General features: G+C 40.2%; 13 protein-coding genes and 1 tRNA gene. All 14 read left to right on the forward strand.

Going from position 1 to position 17,914, the window contains the following annotated elements; translation table 11 throughout:
- Nucleotides 1–4 precede the first annotated feature (4 nt).
- Nucleotides 5–1,192 (forward strand): elongation factor Tu, encoded by a 1,188-nt coding sequence (gene tuf, locus HH214_RS14190; protein ID WP_158824927.1) that lies wholly within the window; start codon nt 5–7, stop codon nt 1,190–1,192.
- 98 nt (nt 1,193–1,290) lie between these two features.
- A tRNA-Trp gene (locus HH214_RS14195) sits at nt 1,291–1,361 on the forward strand.
- A 23-nt stretch (nt 1,362–1,384) separates the two neighbouring features.
- Nucleotides 1,385–1,579: a preprotein translocase subunit SecE gene (gene secE / locus HH214_RS14200; RefSeq protein ID WP_169608691.1), complete on the forward strand. Its 195-nt coding sequence runs from the start codon at nt 1,385–1,387 to the stop codon at nt 1,577–1,579.
- Nucleotides 1,580–1,596: 17 nt separating this feature from the next.
- A complete protein-coding gene (gene nusG, locus HH214_RS14205) occupies nt 1,597–2,139 on the forward strand; it encodes a transcription termination/antitermination protein NusG (RefSeq protein ID WP_169608693.1) in 543 nt (180 codons plus the stop codon).
- A 127-nt stretch (nt 2,140–2,266) separates the two neighbouring features.
- Nucleotides 2,267–2,710 carry a 50S ribosomal protein L11 gene (rplK, locus tag HH214_RS14210; protein WP_169608695.1) on the forward strand — a complete coding sequence of 148 codons (444 nt, stop codon included), beginning with the start codon at nt 2,267–2,269 and terminating at the stop codon, nt 2,708–2,710.
- A 25-nt stretch (nt 2,711–2,735) separates the two neighbouring features.
- Entirely contained in the window at nt 2,736–3,434 is a 699-nt protein-coding gene (rplA, locus tag HH214_RS14215) for a 50S ribosomal protein L1 (RefSeq protein ID WP_169608697.1), read from the forward strand.
- A 3-nt stretch (nt 3,435–3,437) separates the two neighbouring features.
- Entirely contained in the window at nt 3,438–3,959 is a 522-nt protein-coding gene (gene rplJ, locus HH214_RS14220; RefSeq protein ID WP_169608699.1) for a 50S ribosomal protein L10, read from the forward strand.
- 55 nt (nt 3,960–4,014) lie between these two features.
- Nucleotides 4,015–4,398: a 50S ribosomal protein L7/L12 gene (gene rplL, locus HH214_RS14225; protein ID WP_169608701.1), complete on the forward strand. Its 384-nt coding sequence runs from the start codon at nt 4,015–4,017 to the stop codon at nt 4,396–4,398.
- Between the two features lie 150 nt (nt 4,399–4,548).
- Nucleotides 4,549–8,352 (forward strand): DNA-directed RNA polymerase subunit beta, encoded by a 3,804-nt coding sequence (gene rpoB, locus HH214_RS14230; RefSeq protein WP_169608703.1) that lies wholly within the window; start codon nt 4,549–4,551, stop codon nt 8,350–8,352.
- Nucleotides 8,353–8,469: 117 nt separating this feature from the next.
- Nucleotides 8,470–12,759, forward strand: coding sequence for a DNA-directed RNA polymerase subunit beta' (gene rpoC / locus HH214_RS14235; protein WP_169608705.1), 4,290 nt, complete (start codon nt 8,470–8,472; stop codon nt 12,757–12,759).
- 360 nt (nt 12,760–13,119) lie between these two features.
- Nucleotides 13,120–13,431: a DUF3467 domain-containing protein gene (locus HH214_RS14240; RefSeq protein WP_169608706.1), complete on the forward strand. Its 312-nt coding sequence runs from the start codon at nt 13,120–13,122 to the stop codon at nt 13,429–13,431.
- Nucleotides 13,432–13,635: 204 nt separating this feature from the next.
- Nucleotides 13,636–14,436, forward strand: a complete 801-nt coding sequence (locus HH214_RS14245; RefSeq protein ID WP_169608708.1) for a polysaccharide biosynthesis/export family protein — start codon at nt 13,636–13,638, stop codon at nt 14,434–14,436.
- A 27-nt stretch (nt 14,437–14,463) separates the two neighbouring features.
- Nucleotides 14,464–16,785 (forward strand): GumC family protein, encoded by a 2,322-nt coding sequence (locus HH214_RS14250; protein ID WP_169608710.1) that lies wholly within the window; start codon nt 14,464–14,466, stop codon nt 16,783–16,785.
- A gap of 194 nt (nt 16,786–16,979) precedes the next feature.
- Nucleotides 16,980–17,900 carry a glycosyltransferase gene (locus tag HH214_RS14255; RefSeq protein ID WP_169608712.1) on the forward strand — a complete coding sequence of 307 codons (921 nt, stop codon included), beginning with the start codon at nt 16,980–16,982 and terminating at the stop codon, nt 17,898–17,900.
- Nucleotides 17,901–17,914 lie beyond the last annotated feature (14 nt).

Here is a 17,914-nt window from a genome sequence, read left to right on the forward strand (position 1 = left end):
AATCATGGCAAAAGAAAAGTTTGACCGCAGTAAGCCGCACTTAAACATCGGTACTATCGGTCACGTTGACCACGGTAAAACAACCTTAACCGCAGCTATCACTAAAGTTTTAGCTGATAAAGGTTTATCTGAGGCTCGTTCTTTCGATTCAATCGACTCTGCTCCTGAAGAAAAAGAACGTGGTATTACCATCAATACTGCGCACGTTGAATACTCAACTGCAAACCGTCACTACGCACACGTTGACTGTCCAGGTCACGCTGACTATGTAAAAAACATGGTTACTGGTGCTGCTCAAATGGACGGTGCTATCCTGGTAGTTGCTGCTACCGATGGTCCAATGCCACAAACTCGTGAGCACATCCTGTTAGCTCGTCAGGTAGGTGTACCTGCTTTGACTGTTTTCATGAACAAAGTTGACATGGTTGATGATCCGGAACTATTAGAATTAGTTGAAATGGAAATCCGTGAATTATTATCATTCTATGATTTCCCAGGTGATGATATTCCAGTTATCCAGGGTTCAGCTTTAGGTGGTCTGAACGCAGAACCTAAATGGGTTGACAAAATTATGGAATTAATGGATGCAGTTGATGCTTACATTCCAATTCCTCCACGTCTGACTGACCTTCCATTCCTGATGCCGGTTGAGGACGTATTCTCAATCACTGGTCGTGGTACTGTAGCTACTGGCCGTATCGAGCGTGGTGTTATCAACTCTGGTGATCCAGTTGATATCCTGGGTATGGGTGCTGAAAACTTAAAATCAACTGTTACAGGTGTGGAAATGTTCCGCAAAATCCTGGACAGGGGTGAAGCTGGTGACAACGTAGGTTTATTGTTACGTGGTATTGAGAAAACTGATATTCGTCGTGGTATGGTTATCTGTAAACCAGGTTCAGTAACTCCTCACACCGATTTCAAAGCCGAAGTTTACGTATTATCAAAAGCTGAAGGTGGTCGTCATACTCCATTCTTCAACAAATACCGTCCTCAGTTCTACTTCCGTACCACTGACGTAACTGGCGAAATTGCATTAGCAGAAGGTGTAGAAATGGTTATGCCTGGTGATAACGTTACTATCACTGTATCGTTAATCAACGCTATCGCAATGGAAAAAGGTTTACGTTTCGCTATCCGCGAAGGTGGCCGTACAGTAGGTGCTGGTCAGGTAACTGAAATCTTAAAATAATAACCCAGCCCCCAGCTCCACAAAAGGAGATGACAAGGTTAGGTTAATTTATAAAAACAAAGTACTTGGTTCATACTAAGTACTTTGTTTTAAAATACACGGGAATAGTTCAACGGTAGAATAGAGGTCTCCAAAACCTTTGATCAGGGTTCGAATCCTTGTTCCCGTGCTCCTCTTAATAAGTTTAAATAAATGTCTTCAGTAGCCGAATACATCAAGGAGTCATATATCGAGTTAACCGAAAAGGTAACCTGGCCTACTTGGCGCGAGCTGCAAAGCAGTGCTGTACTGGTGCTGGTAGCAGCTATCATTATTGCGCTGGTTATATTTGGTATGGACCAGATTATTGGTTATCTGCTCAGGCTATTTTATGGTTCACTTACCTAATAATCAAGTAACAGCAAATGAGCGATCAGTTAAAGTGGTATGTGGTAAGAGCCGTTAGCGGCAAAGAAAAAAAAGTTAAACAATATATAGATGCCGAAATTAACCGCTTAGGTATTTCGCATTTAGTACCACAAGTTTTAATTCCAACCGAAAAATATTATCAGATGCGCGATGGCAAGAAAATTGCCAAAGAGCGTAACTTCTTTCCAGGTTATGTGTTAATGGAAGCTGCACTAGATGGTGAGCTGGAGCACGTAATTAAAAATATCAATAGCGTTATAGGTTTTTTAGGTGATAAAGCCGGTAATGCTATCCCTTTGCGCCAGTCAGAAGTAAACCGCATTTTAGGTACGGTTGATGAGATGGCGGCACAAACCGAAACCATGAATGTGCCTTATTACGTAGGCGAAAACGTAAAAGTAATGGATGGTCCTTTTAACGGCTTTAGCGGCGTGATTGAAGAAGTGAACGAAGAAAAGAAGAAGTTAAAGGTAATGGTAAAGATATTCGGGCGCCGAACGCCGCTTGAATTAAACTACATGCAAGTAGAAAAAGAATAATAAAATAATACTTTGATTCAGCCCGTAAAGTTCTTATCTTTGCGGGCTGAATTTTTTATGTTCAGCGCTTAAATGTTACATTGCTTCCAACATTTACTAACATTAAGTACAATTAATTAATTACAAGATGGCAAAAGAAGTCGGTGCGTTAGTAAAACTACAAGTTAAAGGTGGCGCTGCAAACCCATCACCTCCCATTGGTCCTGCTTTAGGTGCTAAGGGTGTGAACATCATGGAGTTTTGCAAGCAATTTAATGCACGTACTCAGGATAAAGCTGGTAAAGTGCTTCCGGTAGTTATTACGGTGTACACTGACAAGTCATTCGATTTTATCATCAAAACTCCTCCTGTGGCAATCCAATTATTGGAAGCTTCAGGCTTAAAAGGTGGTTCTGCTGAGCCTAACCGTAAAAAGGTTGCCAATGTAAATTGGGAACAGGTTGAGTCTATTGCTAAAGATAAAATGCCTGACTTGAACGCGTTTACCGTTGAATCAGCCATGAAAATGGTGGCTGGTACTGCTCGCAGCATGGGTATCACTGTATCTGGTACAGCGCCCTGGAATCAATAATTAACACACAAATCAGTTTAAGACAGTGGCTAGATTAACAAAAAATCAAAAAGCAGTACTATCCAAAATTGAGGCTAACAAAGCTTACACTTTACAGGATGCAACAAGCCTGGTGAAAGAAATCACCACTACAAAGTTTGATGCATCTGTTGATATTGATGTACGTTTAGGTGTTGACCCACGTAAAGCCAATCAAATGGTACGTGGTATAGCTACCTTACCTCATGGAACCGGTAAAACTGTACGTGTACTGGTGCTTTGTACTCCTGATAAGGAGCAAGAAGCTAAAGACGCAGGTGCAGATTACGTAGGTTTGGATGACTATATTGCTAAAATAGAAGGCGGATGGACTGATGTTGACATTATCATCACTATGCCAAGCGTTATGGCTAAGGTTGGTCGTTTGGGCCGTATTTTGGGTCCACGTAACCTGATGCCTAACCCTAAATCAGGTACAGTAACTACCGAAGTAGGTAAAGCTGTAACTGAGGTGAAAGCTGGTAAGATTGACTTTAAGGTTGACAAAACCGGTATCATTCACGCCTCCATCGGAAAAGTATCTTTCCCTGCTGAAAAGATTTATGAAAATGCGTTGGAAGTAATTCAAACCATTTCTAAACTAAAACCATCAGCAGCCAAAGGCACCTATTTCAAGAGTATTCACCTCTCTTCAACTATGTCGCCAGGAATTGAAGTTGAAACCAAAACAGTAGCGGGGATCTAAATCATGAATAAAGAAGAAAAATACGAACTGGTTAATGCTCTTACCGAGCAAATCAAAGAGTATGGTAATTTCTATATTACTGATACTGCTGACTTAACCGTAGCTAAGATTAACGACATCCGCCGCAAATGTTTTGAAAACGACATTACCATGCAGGTAGCTAAAAATAGCTTGATTAAAAAAGCTATGGAAGCTGCAGGCGGCGATTTTGCTCCTTTGTTTGATGCACTGAAAGGTACATCAACTATCTTATTCTCTAAATCAGTTAAAGCTCCTGCCAAGCTGATTAAAGACTTAAGAAAGCAAGGTGATAAACCTGTTTTAAAAGGTGCATACGTATATTCAGCCTCATTTGTAGGTGACAATCAGCTTGATGCTCTGCTAACCTTAAAATCAAAAGAAGAATTGGTTGGCGAAATCATCGGCTTATTGCAATCACCTGCTAAAAATGTACTTTCTGCTTTACAATCAGGCGGAACTACTATTGCAGGCTTAGTTAAAACATTACAAGAAAGAGAAGGTTAACGAACACCTTAAGTTCGAAATTTACACACAAGTATTAAAAGAAAATTAAAATAAAATGGCAGATTTAAAAGCGTTTGCTGAACAGTTAGTAAACTTAACAGTAAAAGAAGTTAACGAGTTAGCTCAAATCTTGAAAGACGAGTATGGTATTGAGCCTGCTGCTGCAGCTGTTGCTGTTGCTGCTCCTGCTGCTGGTGGTGGTGATGCTGCCCCTGCTGCTGAAGAAAAAACTTCATTCGACGTAATCTTGAAAGAAGCTGGCGGTGCTAAATTGCAAGTTGTAAAATTAGTAAAAGACTTAACTGGCTTAGGTTTGAAAGAAGCTAAAGATTTAGTTGACGGTGCACCTAAAGAATTAAAAACTGGTGTTACTAAAGACGAAGCTGAATCTTTGAAAAAATCTTTGGAAGAAGCCGGAGCTGTAGTTGAGATTAAGTAATCTAACTCAATAAAGCCCTTATGCAACAGACTCCGACCTGTATTTGGTCGGGGTCTATTGCCGTTTATAACGTTTTCATTTTTGTTTGAAGTTCAGGAACAACTTTAAATAAACCACTAAGAGTTTAATTCATATTAAATATATAATCCCTTGGCAAACAAAAATAACCAAAGAGTGAACTTTGCAACCAGCAGGCATGTTATTGACTACCCTGACTTTCTGGATGTGCAGTTGAAATCTTTCCAGGAATTTTTTCAATTGGAAACCACTTCCGACAACCGTCATAAAGAAGGTTTGTTTAAAGTGTTTGCCGAAAACTTTCCTATCTCTGATTCCAGAAACATTTTTGTGCTGGAATTTTTAGACTATTTTATTGATCCGCCACGCTACGATATTCAAGAGTGTATCGACCGTGGTTTAACTTACAGTGTGCCATTAAAAGCCAAACTGCGCCTTTCATGTAATGATGAGGAGCACGAGGATTTTGAAACCATTGTACAGGACGTGTACTTGGGTACTATCCCTTACATGACTCCAAAAGGTACATTTGTTATTAATGGCGCTGAGCGTGTAATTGTATCACAGCTGCACCGCTCACCAGGTGTGTTCTTCGGCCAAAGCCGCCACACCAACGGTACTAAGCTTTACTCTGCCCGTGTAATTCCTTTCAAAGGTTCATGGATTGAGTTTGCTACCGACGTAAACAACGTAATGTATGCTTACATCGACCGTAAAAAGAAATTCCCGGTTACAACCCTGCTGCGTGCTATCGGTTATGATTCAGATAAAGACATTCTGGAATTATTTGAGTTAGCTGATGAAGTAAAAGTTAGCAAATCAGGCCTTAAAAAATATGTAGGTCGTAAACTGGCTGCAAGGGTGCTTAAAAAATGGGTAGAAGACTTCGTGGACGAAGATACAGGTGAAGTTGTATCTATCGACCGTAATGAAATTATCCTGGAGCGTGAAACCGTATTGGATGACGACAACATTGATATGATCATTGATGCTGGTGTGAAATCTGTTATCCTGAACAAAGAGGATGCAGCTACCAGCGGTGATTATACCATTATCTATAATACACTACAAAAAGATACTTCCAACTCAGAAAAAGAAGCGGTTGAGCACATCTACCGTCAATTACGTAACGCTGAACCACCAGATGAAGAAACTGCACGTGGTATCATCGATCGTTTGTTCTTTTCTGATAAAAGATATGACTTGGGTGATGTGGGCCGCTACCGCATCAACCGTAAACTGAAGCTGGATACTTCAGATGAAATCAAAGTATTAACCAAGCAAGATATTATTGCTATCGTTAAGTACCTGATTAAGCTGATTAACTCTAAAGCTGAGGTGGATGATATTGACCACTTATCAAACCGTCGTGTACGTACGGTAGGTGAGCAGTTGTACGCACAATTCGGTGTAGGTTTAGCCCGTATGGCTCGTACCATTCGTGAGCGTATGAACATTCGTGACAACGAGGTGTTCACACCAACCGATTTGATCAACGCACGTACTTTATCATCAGTAATTAATTCGTTCTTTGGTACCAACCAGTTATCTCAGTTTATGGATCAAACCAATCCATTGGCCGAGATCACACACAAACGCCGTTTATCGGCGCTTGGTCCAGGTGGTTTGTCACGTGAGCGTGCCGGTTTCGAGGTGCGTGACGTTCACTATACGCACTATGGCCGTTTGTGTACCATTGAAACACCAGAAGGACCAAACATTGGTTTGATTTCTTCATTGTGCGTTCACGCTAAAATCAACAACTTAGGCTTTATCGAAACACCATACAAACGTGTGGATAACGGTAAAGTAGCAGTTCAAGAGCCTGTAATTTATTTGTCAGCAGAGGATGAAGATGGTAAAACTATCGGTCAAGCTAATGCGGTATATGATGACCAAGGTAATTTTGCTACCCCACGTGTAAAAGCACGTTTCGAGGGTGACTTCCCGGTAATTGAGCCTGAGCGTTTGGATTACATGGATATTGCGCCTAACCAGATTACCTCAATAGCAGCATCACTAATTCCATTCTTGGAGCATGATGACGCTAACCGTGCATTGATGGGTTCGAACATGCAACGCCAAGCTGTGCCACTGTTGCGCCCAGAAGCGCCAATTGTAGGTACAGGTTTGGAAGGTCGTGTAGCGAAAGATTCACGTACCCTGATTAACGCTGAAGGTAATGGTGAAGTAGATTATGTGGATGCTAATGAAATCCGCATTAAATACGACCGTAACGAAGATGATCGTTTGGTTTCATTTGATGACGATATCAAATCATATCGCTTAATCAAATTCCAGAAAACCAACCAGAGCACCACCATGAACTTGAAGCCTATTGTAACCAAAGGGCAACGAGTTGAAAAAGGTCAGGTACTTTGTGAAGGTTATGCTACTCAAGATGGCGAGCTGGCTTTAGGTCGTAATATGAAAGTGGCTTTCATGCCTTGGCAAGGTTACAACTTTGAGGATGCGATTGTAATTTCTGAGCGTGTAGTATCTCAAGATATCTTTACCTCTATTCACGTAGAAGAGTTCGAGCTGGAAGTTCGTGATACTAAACGTGGTGAGGAAGAGTTAACACCAGATATCCCTAACGTATCAGAAGAAGCTACAAAAGATCTGGATGAAGATGGTATTATCCGTGTGGGTGCCGAAGTAAAAGAAGGCGACATCCTGATAGGTAAAATCACTCCTAAAGGTGAATCTGATCCATCTCCGGAAGAGAAACTGTTACGTGCTATCTTCGGTGATAAAGCAGGTGATGTTAAAGATGCTTCATTAAAAACTCCACCGTCTATCAGTGGTGTGGTAATTGATACTAAGCTGTTCTCACGTGCTAAGAAAACTTCAAAATCTGAAGAAAAAGCACAGTTAGAAAAACTGGATGTTAAACATGATAAAGCCATCAAAGATTTGAAAAATCGTTTGGTTGACAAATTATTTGAAATTGTGAATGGTAAAACTTCACAAGGTATTTACAATGTTTACAAAGAACTGTTAGTGCCAAAAGGTGTTAAGTTCACCCAAAAAACACTGGTTGAGTTGAACTATGAAAATATCAACCCAACTAAGTGGACAACTGATGATGATAAAAACGATCAGATTAAGTTGTTACTGCACAACTACGGTATTAAGGTAAATGAAGAGCTGGGTGCTTACCGTCGTGATAAATTTGCGATCAGTGTAGGTGACGAGCTACCTTCAGGTATTGTGCAAATGGCCAAAGTTTACATCGCTAAAAAGCGTAAGCTTAAAGTAGGTGATAAAATGGCCGGTCGTCACGGTAACAAAGGTATTGTTGCCCGCATCGTTCGCGATGAGGATATGCCATTCCTGGAAGACGGAACACCAGTTGATATTGTACTGAACCCGTTGGGTGTACCTTCGCGTATGAACTTGGGTCAGATTTATGAGACCGTGTTAGGTTGGGCAGGTAAAGAGCTGGGCGTAAAATTTGCTACTCCTATTTTTGATGGTGCAAGCTATGCAGAGGTAGAAGAGTGGATTGCTAAAGCCGGCTTACCAGCTACAGGCCGTACTTACCTGCACAATGGTTTAACTGGCGAGCGTTTTGACCAGCCAACTACAGTAGGTATTATTTACATGCTGAAACTGGGTCACATGGTTGACGATAAGATGCACGCCCGTTCAATCGGACCATACTCATTAATTACACAACAACCATTGGGTGGTAAAGCTCAGTTTGGTGGTCAGCGTTTTGGTGAGATGGAGGTTTGGGCCCTGGAAGCATTCGGTGCAGCCAACATTTTGCAAGAAATCCTGACTGTGAAGTCGGATGATGTAATTGGCCGTGCTAAAACTTATGAAGCCATTGTTAAGGGTGAAAACCTGCCAACACCATCTGTACCGGAATCATTCAACGTATTGGTTCACGAGTTAAGAGGTTTGGGTCTGGACATCACGTTAGAATAAAAATTGATTAGTGAAGGATTGAATGATTGTTCATTCAATCCTTTGTTAACTTTTATGTGCAAGGAAAGTGATTGATAAAACATCAGTTACTTATTCACTAAATCATTAAAAAGATATATGTCTTACAAAAAGGATAATAAAATAAAAAGCAACTTCACCACCATCACCATCAGTTTGGCCTCACCAGAGTCTATACTGGAGCGTTCAAGCGGTGAAGTTTTAAAACCAGAAACCATCAACTATCGGACTTACAAACCCGAGCGTGATGGTTTATTCTGCGAACGGATTTTTGGTCCGGTTAAAGATTACGAATGCCATTGCGGTAAATACAAACGTATCCGTTACAAAGGCATCGTGTGTGATCGTTGTGGTGTAGAAGTAACGGAAAAGAAAGTTCGTCGTGAGCGTATGGGCCACATTAACTTGGTGGTTCCAGTTGCGCACATTTGGTATTTCCGCTCGTTACCAAACAAAATTGGTTACCTGCTGGGCTTGCCAACCAAAAAACTTGACTTAATTATTTACTACGAACGTTATGTAGTAATTCAGCCAGGTATTAAAGAAGGTGACGGAATTTCTAAAATGGATTTCTTAACTGAAGAAGAATATCTGGACGTATTGGATACTTTACCAAAAGAAAACCAATACTTGGACGATAAAGATCCGCAGAAATTCGTAGCTAAAATGGGTGCTGAGGCACTGGAAGAATTACTGCGCCGTATTGACCTGGATCAGTTATCATACGATTTACGCCACCAGGCTGCTAACGAAACTTCTCAACAACGTAAAAATGAAGCTTTAAAACGCTTACAAGTAGTTGAGGCTTTCCGTGATGCTAAAAACCGTATTGACAATAATCCGGAATGGATGATTGTTAAAATTGTTCCGGTTATTCCACCAGAGTTGCGCCCGTTAGTACCATTGGAAGGTGGTCGTTTCGCTACTTCCGATTTGAACGATTTATACCGTCGTGTTATCATCCGTAACAACCGTTTAAAACGTTTGATCGAGATTAAAGCACCGGAAGTAATTTTACGTAACGAAAAACGTATGCTGCAAGAAGCGGTAGATTCGTTGTTCGATAACTCACGTAAAGTTAATGCGGTTAAAACCGAAGGTAATCGTGCCCTAAAATCACTTTCAGATATTTTGAAAGGTAAACAAGGCCGTTTCCGTCAAAACTTATTAGGTAAACGTGTGGATTACTCTGCCCGTTCAGTAATTGTTGTAGGTCCTAACCTGAAATTACACGAATGCGGTTTACCAAAAGATATGGCTGCCGAGTTGTTTAAACCGTTTATCATCCGCAAAATGATTGAGCGTGGTGTGGTTAAAACAGTAAAATCAGCTAAAAAGATTGTTGACCGTAAAGACCCATTAGTTTGGGATATTCTGGAAAACGTATTAAAAGGTCACCCAGTGTTACTGAACCGTGCACCTACGCTGCACCGTTTAGGTATCCAGGCTTTCCAGCCAAAACTGGTTGAAGGTAAAGCGATCCAGCTGCACCCACTAACCTGTACCGCGTTCAACGCCGACTTTGACGGTGACCAAATGGCTGTGCACGTACCACTAGGTAATGCTGCTATTCTGGAAGCCCAAATTTTGATGTTGGCTTCACACAACATTCTGAACCCTGCTAACGGTACACCAATTACTGTACCTTCTCAGGACATGGTTTTGGGTCTGTATTATATTACTAAAGGCCGCAAAACTGATGAAAAACGTGTAGTTAAAGGCCAAGGCTTATCTTTCTACTCGGCTGAAGAAGTAATAATTGCTTACAACGAGAAGAAAGTTGACCTGCATGCTTTCATTAAAGTAAAAGCTAATGTTAAAGAACGTGATGGTAGCATAGTAAACAAGCTGATTGAAACTACTGTAGGTCGCGTGCTGTTCAACCAGCATGTACCTGAAGAAGTAGGTTATATCAATGAATTGCTGACTAAAAAATCACTACGTGATATCATCGGTGATGTAGTTAAAAATACCGGTATGGCCCGTGCTGCCCAGTTCCTGGATGATATCAAGGAATTAGGATTCCAGATGGCCTTCCGTGGTGGCTTATCATTCAACTTGCAGGACGTAAACATTCCGGCACAAAAAGTTGATTTGATTGAGCAAGCTTCGAAAGAAGTGGAAGAGGTAATGAGTAACTATAATATGGGTTTCATTACCAACAACGAGCGTTACAACCAAATTATCGATATCTGGACCCGTATCAACAACCGTTTGACAGCAAACGTAATGGAAATCCTGTCAACCGATAATCAGGGCTTCAACTCTGTTTACATGATGCTGGATTCAGGTGCTCGTGGTTCTAAAGAGCAAATTCGTCAGCTGGCAGGTATGCGTGGTTTGATGGCTAAACCTCAAAAATCAGGTTCAGGTGGTGAAATTATTGAAAACCCAATCTTGTCAAACTTTAAAGAAGGTTTGTCAGTATTGGAGTACTTCATTTCAACTCACGGTGCTCGTAAAGGTTTGGCGGATACAGCTTTGAAAACAGCCGATGCTGGTTACTTGACCCGTCGTTTGCATGACGTTGCTCAAGATATGATTGTAGGTGAAACTGATTGCGGTACATTACGTGGTATCTTCACTACAGCATTGAAAGACAATGAAGATATTGTAGAGCCATTATATGACCGTATTTTAGGCCGTACTTCATTACATGATGTGTTTGACCCACTTACCAATGAACAACTGGTAGCTGCAGGTCAGGACATTGATGAAGATATTGCTAAAAAAATCGAAAACTCTCCGTTGGAAGGCATCGAAATTCGCTCGGTATTAACCTGCGAAAGCAAGCGAGGCGTATGTGCTTTATGCTATGGCCGTAACCTGGCTAGTGGTAAACGAGTACAGAAAGGTGAGGCTGTAGGTGTAATTGCTGCACAATCCATTGGTGAGCCGGGTACTCAGTTAACCCTGCGTACCTTCCACGTGGGTGGTACTGCATCAAACATCGCGGCAGAATCACAAATCAATGCTCGTTATGATGGTATCATTGAGTTTGAAAACGTTCGTACCGTTGAGTTTGAAACTCCTGAAGACGGCACTGTTGATGTGGTTCTGGGTCGTTCAGGCGAGTTCCGCATTATTGAGCCAAGCAGCAATAAAGTAATCATGACCAATAACATCCCTTATGGTTCATACCTGTACATCAAAGATGGCAGCAAAATTACCAAAGGTGAGCGTATCTGTTCATGGGATCCTTACAATGCTGTAATTATATCAGAGTTTGCAGGGGTTGTTCAGTTTGACGCCGTATTAGAAGGTATCACTTTCCGTGAGGAGTCTGACGAGCAAACCGGTCACCGTGAAAAAGTAATTATCGATACCCGCGATAAAACCAAGAACCCGGTAATCCAAATTACTGAAAGAGGTGAAGGTGTTATTAAAGGTTACAACATTCCGGTAGGTGCTCACATTGCTGTTGATGAAGGTGAAAGAGTACAAACTGGTCAGGTAATTGCTAAAATTCCACGTTCAACTGGTAAAACCCGAGATATCACCGGTGGTCTGCCACGTGTAACTGAGTTGTTTGAGGCTCGTAACCCATCTAACCCGGCTGTTGTAACCGAGATTGATGGTGTGGTAAGCTTAGGTGGTGTTAAACGTGGTAACCGCGAAATCACTATCGAGTCGAGAGATGGTCAGATTAAAAAGTACCTGGTTCCATTGTCAAAACACATCCTGGTACAGGATAATGACTTTGTGAAAGCTGGTATGCCACTGTCTGACGGTTCTATATCTCCAGCTGATATTTTGGCTATTAAAGGCCCAGCTGCTGTACAAGAATACTTGGTTAACGGTATTCAGGAAGTTTACCGTTTGCAAGGTGTGAAAATCAACGATAAGCACTTTGAGGTAATTGTACACCAGATGATGCAAAAAGTATCTATCGAAGATCCAGGTGATACCCGCTTCTTGGAAAGAGAAGCAGTAGATAGCTGGGATTTCTCGATGGAGAATGACGAAATCTTTGATAAGAAGGTAGTTGTTGATCCGGGAGATTCTAACACTTTGAAAGCTGGTCAGATTGTGTCTTTACGCCGCTTGCGCGATGAAAACTCTGTGTTAAAACGTAAGGATATGAAACTAGTAGAAGTTCGTGACGCTATCGCGGCTACTTCAAGCCCAGTATTGCAAGGTATTACCCGTGCATCATTAGGCACCAAATCGTTTATCTCGGCAGCATCCTTCCAGGAAACTACCAAGGTTCTGAACGAAGCTGCTATCGCTGGTAAGCGTGATATGATGTTAGGTTTGAAAGAAAACGTAATTGTTGGTCACTTAATTCCGTCAGGAACCGGTTTGCGCGATTATGACAATATTCGCGTAGGTTCACAAGAAGAATTTGATCGCTTGATGGCTTCTAAAACCGAAGATGTAAACGCGTAATTATAACTTCACAGTTATTTAAAGCATAACATAAAATCCTTGTCAGGTAAAACTGGCAAGGATTTTTTTATTATACCCACTTTCTATAAAGTAGTTAATTAAGCCCCCATATTGTAAGATAATGTATGTTGGTGTGAAATAATGTATAGTTTATGCAAGTAGGTTGTGTATTAATGTGAGATGGCTACTTTTGTTGCAAACAGCGTAAACAGGTTTAAAATAGTTTACGCGTGTTCATACTAGTTTCTTGCAGATGATTTTAGTGTTTCACTTAGTTCTACAATCATATTGTTGACACTTTTATATAATCATTCTGGAACTAATCAGTAACAAAAACAGCGTTTTTAAACTTTTATTAAAATGGAAAATAATACCGAAAACCAATTAAATATTGAATTAACAGAAGATGTTGCCGAAGGCATATACTCTAATTTGGCTGTAATTACACACTCCAGTGCTGAGTTTGTAATTGATTTTATACGAGTTATGCCAGGTACACCTAAAGCTAAGGTAAAATCGCGCATAATATTATCGCCCGAACATGCCAAGCGATTACTAATTGCTTTAGAAGATAACATTAACAAGTTTGAATCCGTAAACGGGCGTATTAAGGTTCAGCAAGAGAATCCAAGTTTCCCAATAAACTTTGGCGGAGCAATAGGTGAGGCCTAATAATCGATGCATACTTTAAACAGTATGCACATGGTCACAAATAACTTAACAGTCAATTCTTATTTAATGTACTGATTAAATAAAAGAATTTGCCTGGTTGAATGCAGACAGTTGTAAGAACTTCTGCATTCAAAAATTAACAGAATTACTTTAGTAGAGCATTTAATCCATATAGAGATATTGTTTAATATCATATACTCTTCAATGAAAATAGATACTTACCTGAAATTAATAATCATTCTTTTATGTGCTTGTTTATTTTCGTCGTGTTTTAGTGTAAAAAGGCTTACCTATTTTCAAAAGACTAATTCTGCACAATCAGATACGATAGCGGTAGCTAAACCTTTTATATCTAAAATACAGCCAGGCGATATTATTTCTGTTTTTGTAAGCTCTTTAAGCCCACAAGCCAGTAGCTTTTTCAATCCTTATACTACTGTTGGGTCTGCTCAAAGTGCTAATGGTAGTTCAGCTTCAGGTGGTGTTAATGCATCTACAACACCAGGCTATTTGGTTGATCCATCCGGAGAAATCGAGATACCTCTTGCCGGTACTATAAAAGTGAGTAGCCTAACTACTACTGAGGCCCGGGATACTATCAAACAACGGCTTAAAAAGTATTTAATGGAGCCTACCGTAACCGTACGGGTACTGAATTATAAAATATCGATGCTGGGCGAAGTGGCTAAGCCATCAGTATATGTTATACCTAACGAACAGGTAACCTTACCTGAAGCATTAAGTATGGCTGGCGATTTAACCAACTTTGCTAACAGGAGCGATATCCTCATTGTACGAGACAATAATGGCAAAAAAGAATTTGGTCACGTTAATTTGAACAGCAGAGAGGTGTATAGCTCACCTTATTACTACCTGCATTCTAACGATGTGGTATATGCCAGAGCGGTAAAGGCTCGTGCTTTGCAAATGGATCCAACATTTCGTATAGAAACATTCGTAGCAAGTTTAGTCAGTTTAATTATCGTACTTAAATCTCGGCTGTAGTTTCGGCTGGAGGAATATTGTTTAAATATGGATTCAGAAAACGAATTATACGATGAGTTTCAGGAAAACAGTGGAAGTGAGTCCGGCTTTGGGGATATCTTATTCCGGTATTTAAAGCATTGGCCTTGGTTTGTATTATCACTGGTGGTTTTCATGACCATCGGATACTTTTATGTAAAATCACAGGTTCCTCAATACCAGATTGAAGCCGATATTCTGATTAAAGATAATAACCAGATTCCTAATCAAAGCGTTTTGCAGCAGCTGAATCTGGCCCAGCCAGCTATTAACCTGGATAACGAACTGTTAATTTTAAAATCAAGCAGTCTTACCAAAAAGGTAGTAAAAGATTTAGGGCTACAAACATCTTACTATGTTAAAGGGCATTTAAGCAAACGTTATTTATATAAAAATACCCCAGCCAATGTTGATGTACTTCAACCCTCGGTTGAAACTTATACTGGCGAATGGCGAGTTCAATTTGTAAATGCCAATGAAGTATTGTTTGCAGGTAAAAGAATACCGGTAAATCAGCCTGTAAAAACTGAAGCGGGTATCATTAAAGTAACACCTAATCTGAGCTTTTTTAACAAGCAAGCTTTTTATGCGGTTTTCAGTACACTAGATGCTGCCGCCAATCAGTACTTAAAAGGCTTAGGTGTAACTCCAGCTAATAAAACCAGTAATATGCTGATCTTAACTTCCGTTAATGAAGTGCCTCAAAAAGGTCAGGATTATTTGAATAAGCTTATTGATGAATTCAATAACGCTTCTATTGATGATAAAAACCAGACTATCTCCAATACTCTCAGATTTATTAATGAACGTTTAGGGCTTTTAGCAGATGAACTAGGTAAAAGCGAAAATAACGTTCAGCAGTTCAAGTCAAGCAACGGTATTATTGATGTAAGCACCCAGGCTTCTTTGGTTTTGAATAAGCTTAGCACCGTTGATGATGGCATCCAGAAAATAGATTTACAATTAGAGGTGCTGAAAAGTGTAGAAAGCTTTATCAGTAATCCGAAGAGTACCGAAGTGACTATACCATCTATGCTAGGGTTGGATGATCCTACGCTGAATACTTTGGTACCACAACTGGGGCAATTACTTTTACAAAGAGAAGGTTTACTCAGAACTATACCTGAAAGTAACCCATTAGTAGGTCAGATTAATGATCAGATTATTGCTTTAAAGCAAAGCATAAACAAAACTATACCTACAGTTAGGCAGGTGTTGTTGCAAAGTAAGCGCCAGCTGCAATCGCAAAACAGATCAAATGAAGCTGACATCAAAAAGGTGCCGGTTAAAGAACGTGGCTTATTAGATGTGATGCGGCAGCAGGATATTAAAAGCACTTTATTCAGCTTTCTGCTGCAAAAACATGAAGAAACAGGACTGGCTTTGGCTGCTACTACAGCCGATAGCCGGATTATTAATAAAGCTTTTGGTACCGGCGCACCTATACGTCCGGTAAAGTCAACCTTGTATGCTATCTTCTTTGCCTTAGGTTTGGCTTTGCCGTTGGGGATAATTTTTGCCAAAGATTTCTTTAACAATACCGTTAGGCGCAAGTCAGATATTGATGAGATCACCAGAGTACCTGTGTTGGCGCAAATTGCTCATGCGCAGGAATCAGAACCTTTAATCGTGTCAGCTAAACCCCGCTCCATGGTGGCCGAACAGGTTAGAGGTTTACGTACCAACTTGCAATTCCTGTTACCTGACGAAGACAGCAAAGTAATTTTGTTTACCTCAAGTATCAGTGGTGAGGGTAAATCATTCATTTCATTAAACCTGGGGGCAAGCTTAGCCAGCACCAATAAAAAGGTAATTATTCTTGAACTTGATTTAAGGAAACCTAAGCTGTTGAGTACGCTTGGCTTGGAAAGAAAAGAAGGTCTATCCGATTATCTAATAGGGAAGATTGATTATCATGATATTATCAGGCCTGTAACCCAGCAGGAAAACTTTTACTTGATAGAGAGTGGAACTACGCCGCCTAATCCTGCTGAATTATTAATGAATAGGCGTTTGGGTGAATTAATCAATAGCCTGAAAAAAGAATACGATTATATAGTAATTGATGCGCCACCAATTGGTTTGGTTACTGATGCTCAAATCATGAGCCGGTATGTAGATGCTACTTTCTTTTTAGTTCGTTTTAACTATACTGCTAAAACTCACATCAAGCTAATTAACGAGCTATACAGGAAAAAGATATTTAAAAGGTTGAACATTATATTCAATTCTATAGACAATTCGAGCTTGGGTTATTACAATTATGATTATTCGTATTACGGAGAAGAAGCTGCAAAAAAAGGATTCCTATCCAGTATTTTCAATAAATAGTTAGAAACTTATTGACAACGGGTATAAATGCTTCAATTATATGTTTTAAAACACCTTATAAATGGGTGAATAGTACCCAGAAATGATGACAATAGAAGTTAATCTGTAATCTGAAAACATGGCTGATTAGCCTGTTCAATAATTAGTAAAGCACTTAAATCATAACCTGCGTTAATTGATTCTTTCATTCGTTTATGTTGCAGCTATCCGTAATTATATGTACACACAACCCTCGTTTAGAATACCTGAACCGGGTGTTTGAAGCGCTTAGAAAACAAACATTGGCTTTACAGCAGTGGGAATTGTTACTGGTTGATAATGGCAGCAAGCAACAGTTAACAGAAGTTTTTGATTTAAGCTGGCATCCATCTAGCCGGATTGTTCGCGAAGATAAGTTAGGGTTAACCCCAGCACGAATTAGAGGTATTGAAGAAGCTAAAGCGGAGCTGCTCATTTTTGTTGATGATGATAATTTGCTAAAAAGTAATTACCTGGAAGTTATAGCTAAACAGTTTCAGGAAAATAAACTAATCGGCATTTTGGGCGCTGGTAAAATTATACCAGAGTTTGAAGTGCAACCATCGGCAGAAGTAATGGTGCATACCAATATGCTGGCGCTTCGTAATGAATCTAGAGCTTATTACTCTAATGAACTTAAGTTTAGTAGCGCTATACCTTATGGTGCCGGCACGGCCATTCGGCGCAACCTGGCATTAAAATATGTAGAAGCTTGCCGTAACCATCCTATGGCTGCTGCTTTAGGGCGTACCGGCAATGCTTTATTATCGGGAGAGGATGTGGATATGGCCTTGCAGGTTTGTCAGAGTGGCTACTTATCGGCTGTTTTACCTGAACTGGAGTTAATTCATATCATACCCCAGTCTCGGCTTGAAACCGATTACCTGTTAAGAATAGCAGCAGGTCACGCTTACTCTCATTATCTGTTGGGCAAAATGTGGGGATATAATAAAGATTACAAGCAAAATGCTATTCTAAAAAGATTACGCTACTTAAGCAAACTGAAAAGAATGCAGGGTCTTGCTAAAAAGATATACATAGCAGAATATAAAGCAGTAGAAGATGCACGCTTGGCTTGGAGTAAAGCTGTCAATTAAACAACAAATTTTAA

The organism is Mucilaginibacter robiniae (assembly GCF_012849215.1).
GTDB classification, from domain to species: Bacteria; Bacteroidota; Bacteroidia; order Sphingobacteriales; family Sphingobacteriaceae; genus Mucilaginibacter; species Mucilaginibacter robiniae.

Coding starts and splice junctions, on each gene's coding strand:
- tuf (WP_158824927.1), top strand. CDS start 5: ATGGCAAAAGAAAAGTTTGACCGCAGTAAGCCGCACTTAAACATCGGT.
- secE (WP_169608691.1), top strand. CDS start 1,385: ATGTCTTCAGTAGCCGAATACATCAAGGAGTCATATATCGAGTTAACC.
- nusG (WP_169608693.1), top strand. CDS start 1,597: ATGAGCGATCAGTTAAAGTGGTATGTGGTAAGAGCCGTTAGCGGCAAA.
- rplK (WP_169608695.1), top strand. CDS start 2,267: ATGGCAAAAGAAGTCGGTGCGTTAGTAAAACTACAAGTTAAAGGTGGC.
- rplJ (WP_169608699.1), top strand. CDS start 3,438: ATGAATAAAGAAGAAAAATACGAACTGGTTAATGCTCTTACCGAGCAA.
- rplL (WP_169608701.1), top strand. CDS start 4,015: ATGGCAGATTTAAAAGCGTTTGCTGAACAGTTAGTAAACTTAACAGTA.
- rpoC (WP_169608705.1), top strand. CDS start 8,470: ATGTCTTACAAAAAGGATAATAAAATAAAAAGCAACTTCACCACCATC.
- HH214_RS14240 (WP_169608706.1), top strand. CDS start 13,120: ATGGAAAATAATACCGAAAACCAATTAAATATTGAATTAACAGAAGAT.
- HH214_RS14245 (WP_169608708.1), top strand. CDS start 13,636: ATGAAAATAGATACTTACCTGAAATTAATAATCATTCTTTTATGTGCT.
- HH214_RS14250 (WP_169608710.1), top strand. CDS start 14,464: ATGGATTCAGAAAACGAATTATACGATGAGTTTCAGGAAAACAGTGGA.
- HH214_RS14255 (WP_169608712.1), top strand. CDS start 16,980: ATGTTGCAGCTATCCGTAATTATATGTACACACAACCCTCGTTTAGAA.